Raw genomic sequence first — 4,336 nt, forward strand, 5'->3', positions numbered from 1 at the left:
AGCGCGGATTCGGCCTGGTCGCGTGCGCGTTCGGCCGCGCTCACGCGTGCCGCGCGCTTGCCGCCGAGCTCGATCGGCTGGCTCAGCTGGACCGTGGTGGTGCGGTTGTCGCGCCGCGTGTCCTCGAGCGTCACGTCGAGCGTGGGATTGGGCCAGGCGCCGGCCTGCACCAGCGCGCCATCGGTGGCCTCGCGCTCGCGCCGGGCCGCGAACAGGCCCGGGTTGGCCTGGAACGCCAGCGCGAGCGCGCTGCGCAGCGTCAGCGGGCCCGCGGGCTCGAGGCCGGCGGAGGCCTGCGATGAGGCAGCAGAAGTGGAAGTGCCGGCCGCGGCCTGCTGCGTGGGCAGCGAAGGCTGAGCAAGGACCGGGGGTACCGCCAAGGCCAACACGGCCAGCGGCACGAAGAGCGTGCGCATCGGATTCTCCTGGGTTGCGAAACAACGAACGGGAAAATCCGGCGAGAGCTCAGTGCATGAACGGTGTCAGTGCGAAAAGGGAATGAAGGCGTGCTCTCGCCGGATCAGGCGGCGAGAGTCCATGCGGGGCGCACGGGCACTTCGGGGATGTGGGAGTCGAAGGACTCGGCGAGCACGGCGCGCGGGCCCTGCGGAACGAAGGCGATGCCGGGCACCTCGGCGGGCGCCGCCACCGCATGTTGCGCATGACCGAAGTGGCACAGGGCACAGTCGCCGATCGCGGGATTCGGCACGTTGCCGGCGTCCTTCGACGTGCCCGCGTCGACGTGGCTGCGGTCTTCGGCCGCGTTGCCCGGATGCTCGTGGTGGCCCCAGTGCTGTGTCTGCGCGTCCTGCTCGTGCGCGCAATAGGCGGCCGACATCGCCCAGCTGTACTGGAGCGGAAGCAGGAACACCAGGAAGATCAACAGCCAGCGGCGCATGGGAGCGGGAGTATATCGACGGCACCTGCGGCACCGAGGCTTTCAAGACCCCACGGAACGCGGGTGCAGCGCACTGTACGACGCCTCGACAGGGCTTTGTCCGTCAAGCGGATTACGAATTTGTAACCCCCTGCGAGGGCCCTGTTTCATTACCATCCGGCGATGCGAATTCTTGTCATCGAGGACGAGCCCAAACTGGGCGACTACCTCAAGAAAGGCCTGGAGGAGAACGGTTACGTCGTCGACATCGCGCGCGACGGCATCGAAGGCCGCTACCTGGCCACCGAGGGCGACTACGGCCTGATCCTGCTCGACGTGATGCTCCCGGGCATCGACGGATTCGCGGTGCTCAAGGCGATACGCCGCACCAAGAACGTCCCGGTGCTGGTGCTGACAGCGCGCGACAAGGTCGAGGACCGCGTCAACGGCCTGCAGCAGGGCGCCGACGACTACCTGGTCAAGCCCTTCTCGTTCTCGGAACTGCTCGCGCGCATCCAGGCCCTGCTGCGCCGCGGCCAGGCCCAAGACGCCACCGTGTTGCGTCTGGCCGATCTCGAGCTCGACCTCGCGAGCCGCAAGTGCCAGCGCGCGCGCAAGCGCGTCGACCTGACCTCGAAGGAATTCATGCTGCTGACGGTGCTGCTGCGCCGGCGCGGCCAGATCCTCTCGCGCACCACGCTGGCCGAGCAGGTGTGGGACATGAACTTCGACAGCGACACCAACGTGGTCGAGGTGGCGATCCGCCGGCTGCGCGGCAAGATCGACGATCCCTTCGAGGTGAAGCTGCTGCACACGGTGCGCGGCATGGGCTACGTGCTCGAAGACCGCTCCTGGGCCTGAGGGCCCGGTCCCCCCGTTCTCTCCGGCGAGCATGCGCGCCCCCTCGATACGCCGCCGGCTGTCGCTCTGGTTCGCGGCCCAGACCTTCTTCGGCCTCAGCGTGGTGTGCCTCGCGGTCTACCTGGTCACGGCCTGGAACTTCGGCGCCAAGCAGGACACCGAGATCGCGCACAAGGCCGAGCTGGTGCAGCACCTGCTGGCCGAGGGCGAGAAGGCCGGCGATCTCTCGACCCTGCGGCACAAGCTCGAGGACTTCTTCTCGATGGAGGACGAGTTCAGCCTCTCCATCGTCACGGCCACGGGCGACACCATCTTCCGCTCCACGCCACCCACGGGCGGGCGCTGGGTGCGCAGCGACCGGCAGATGCCGTGGCGCGCGCCGGGCGCGCAGACCGCGCCGCTCACGGTCTCCATCGGCATCAGCGTGGCCAACGACGCGCGCCTGCTCGAGCGCCTGGCCTGGACCTTGCTGGGCGCGGTGCTGCTGGGCACGGCGCTGGTCTCGCTGACCGGCTTCTGGCTGGTGCGGCGCGGGCTGCGGCCGCTGAAGGCGCTGGCCGAGCGCACCGCGGCGATGGCGCCCGACCGGCCCAACGAGCCGATCGACGCGCTGGCCTTCGCCGAGGAGTTGCGGCCCTGGATCACGCAGTTCAACGCACTGCTGTTGCGTGTGCAGCGCGCCTACGTGCAGCTCGAATCCTTCAACGCCGACGTGGCGCACGAGCTGCGCACGCCGCTGGCCAACCTGATCGGCTCGACCGAGCTCGCGCTGACCCGGCCGCGCGGCAACGAGGAGCTGCAGGCGGTGCTGGCCTCCAACCTCGAGGAGATCGGCCGCCTCTCGGGCATCGTGACCGACATGCTGTTCCTCTCGCAGGCCGAGCGCGGCGGCGCGACGCGCTCGCGCGCCACCGTGAGCCTGGCGGCGCAGGCGGCCGACGTGATCGACTTCCACGACGCGATGCTCGAGGAGGCCGGGCTGCGGGCGCGCGTCGAAGGCGATGCCAGGGTCGACGTCGATGCGGCGCTGGTTCGCCGCGCGCTGTCGAACCTGCTGGGCAATGCCATCCGCTTCGCCGCGCCGGACTCGGCCATCGCGATCGAGATCGGGCCCGACAGCGGCCCGGGAAGCCAGCGCGGCGCCATTGCGCTGGTGCTGGTCAACCGCGGCGCCGCCACCATCGCGCCCGAGGTGCTGCCGCGGCTGTTCGAGCGCTTCTACCGCGCGGCCCCGGCGCGCGACGGCTCGGCCCGCCACCATGGGCTGGGCCTGGCTATCGTCGAGGCCATCGCGCGCATGCATGGGGGTCGCGTGTTCGCCTCCAGCCAGGACGGCACGACGCGCATCGGCTTCACGGTGCCAACGCACTCCTGATGCGCGGGCGTCCGGCCGCCGCCGGCCGCTGACGCCTTTCTTCTTCATCGCGCACGCAACGCCCGAGAACTTTGAGCTTCCTTCGCGGAACTGCGCGTACCTTTCGTCGGCCAAGCCGGGTTTATCCCGATACGGCGCAGGCGTTGCTCCCCCAAGAATCCGCCCTCAATAAAAAGCACGGACGTTCGTTTTATTAACCGGCACTCAAGGAGATGAGCATGAATGGATTTTTCGGTGGTCTGCTGCGCCGCCTGGCGCTTTCCACGGTCTTCGCCCTGCTGGGCCCCCTGAGCCTTCTCGGCCTCGCGGCCCCCGCGCAGGCGCAGGACAACGCCACGCAGACCCGCTACCCGATCGTGCTCGTGCACGGCCTGTTCGGTTTCGATTCGCTGTTCGGCGTCGACTACTGGTACGGCATTCCCTCGGCACTGCAGCGCAGCGGCGCGCGCGTGTTCGTGGCGCAGGTGTCGGCCGCCAACAGCACCGAGGTGCGCGGCGAGCAGCTGCTCGCGCAGGTGAAGAACATCATGGCGATCACCGGGGCCGCCAAGGTCAACCTGGTGGGCCATTCGCATGGCGGCCCGACCATCCGCTACGTGGCCGGCGTGGCGCCGCAGTTCGTGGCCTCGGTCACCTCGGTGGCCGGCCCGAACAAGGGCTCGCGCGTGGCCGACATCCTGCGCGGCACCGTGCCGGCCGGCTCGCTCAGCGAGACCGTGCTCAACGGCGCGGTGAATGCCTTCGTGGCGCTCATCAACCTCGGCTCGGGCGGCACCGGGCTGCCGCAGATGCCGGTGGCCGCGCTCGATTCGCTGACCGCGGCCGGCTCGGCCGACTTCACGCGCCGCTTCCCGCAGGCCGTGCCCACGGGCTGCGGCGACGGCGCCGAGGTGGTCGGTGGCGTGCGCTACTACTCGTGGACCGGCAAGCAGCCCGTGACCAACCTGCTCGACCCCAGCGACGCTTCGCTCGGCCTGTTGAGCCTGAGCTTCGGCGAGACCAACGACGGCCTGGTGGCCGTGTGCTCCTCGCGCCTGGGCAAGCATCTGGGCGACTACCGCCAGAACCACCTCGACGAGGTGAACCAGCTGCTCGGCGTGCGCGACTGGCTCGCGCCCGACCCGGTCGCGCTGTACCGCCAGCACGCCACCCGCCTCAAGCAGATCGGCCTGTGACCCGCCGCTGGCCCCTGGTTCTGGCCGCGGCCGCGGTGGTGGCGCTCG

At 69.9% G+C, this 4,336-nt stretch carries 5 protein-coding genes; 3 read left to right on the top strand and 2 right to left on the bottom strand.

All coding sequences use genetic code 11. The features are described from left to right. Both AC27VN_RS34225 and czcI read right to left on the bottom strand, forming a co-directional pair. A partial coding sequence (locus tag AC27VN_RS34225) for a TolC family protein (RefSeq protein ID WP_490879460.1) occupies positions 1–416 on the bottom strand: 416 nt, incomplete at its 3' end. A 104-nt stretch (positions 417–520) separates the two neighbouring features. Further along, positions 521–898 (bottom strand): cation efflux protein, CzcI family, encoded by a 378-nt coding sequence (gene czcI / locus AC27VN_RS34230; RefSeq protein ID WP_490879461.1) that lies wholly within the window; start codon positions 896–898, stop codon positions 521–523. Between the two features lie 162 nt (positions 899–1,060). On the opposite strand from czcI, the gene AC27VN_RS34235 reads away from it, so the two are divergent. The 3 genes from AC27VN_RS34235 to AC27VN_RS34245 all read left to right on the top strand — a co-directional run bounded on the left by AC27VN_RS34235 (position 1,061) and on the right by AC27VN_RS34245 (position 4,288). Next, complete coding sequence (locus AC27VN_RS34235) at positions 1,061–1,738, top strand: heavy metal response regulator transcription factor (RefSeq protein WP_057594849.1); 678 nt, start codon at positions 1,061–1,063, stop codon at positions 1,736–1,738. Between the two features lie 31 nt (positions 1,739–1,769). Next, positions 1,770–3,113 (top strand): heavy metal sensor histidine kinase, encoded by a 1,344-nt coding sequence (locus AC27VN_RS34240; protein WP_490879462.1) that lies wholly within the window; start codon positions 1,770–1,772, stop codon positions 3,111–3,113. A 218-nt stretch (positions 3,114–3,331) separates the two neighbouring features. Then, entirely contained in the window at positions 3,332–4,288 is a 957-nt protein-coding gene (locus tag AC27VN_RS34245; protein ID WP_490879463.1) for an esterase/lipase family protein, read from the top strand. Positions 4,289–4,336 lie beyond the last annotated feature (48 nt).

This window comes from Variovorax sp. 20P10.2.4, from assembly GCF_058244205.1.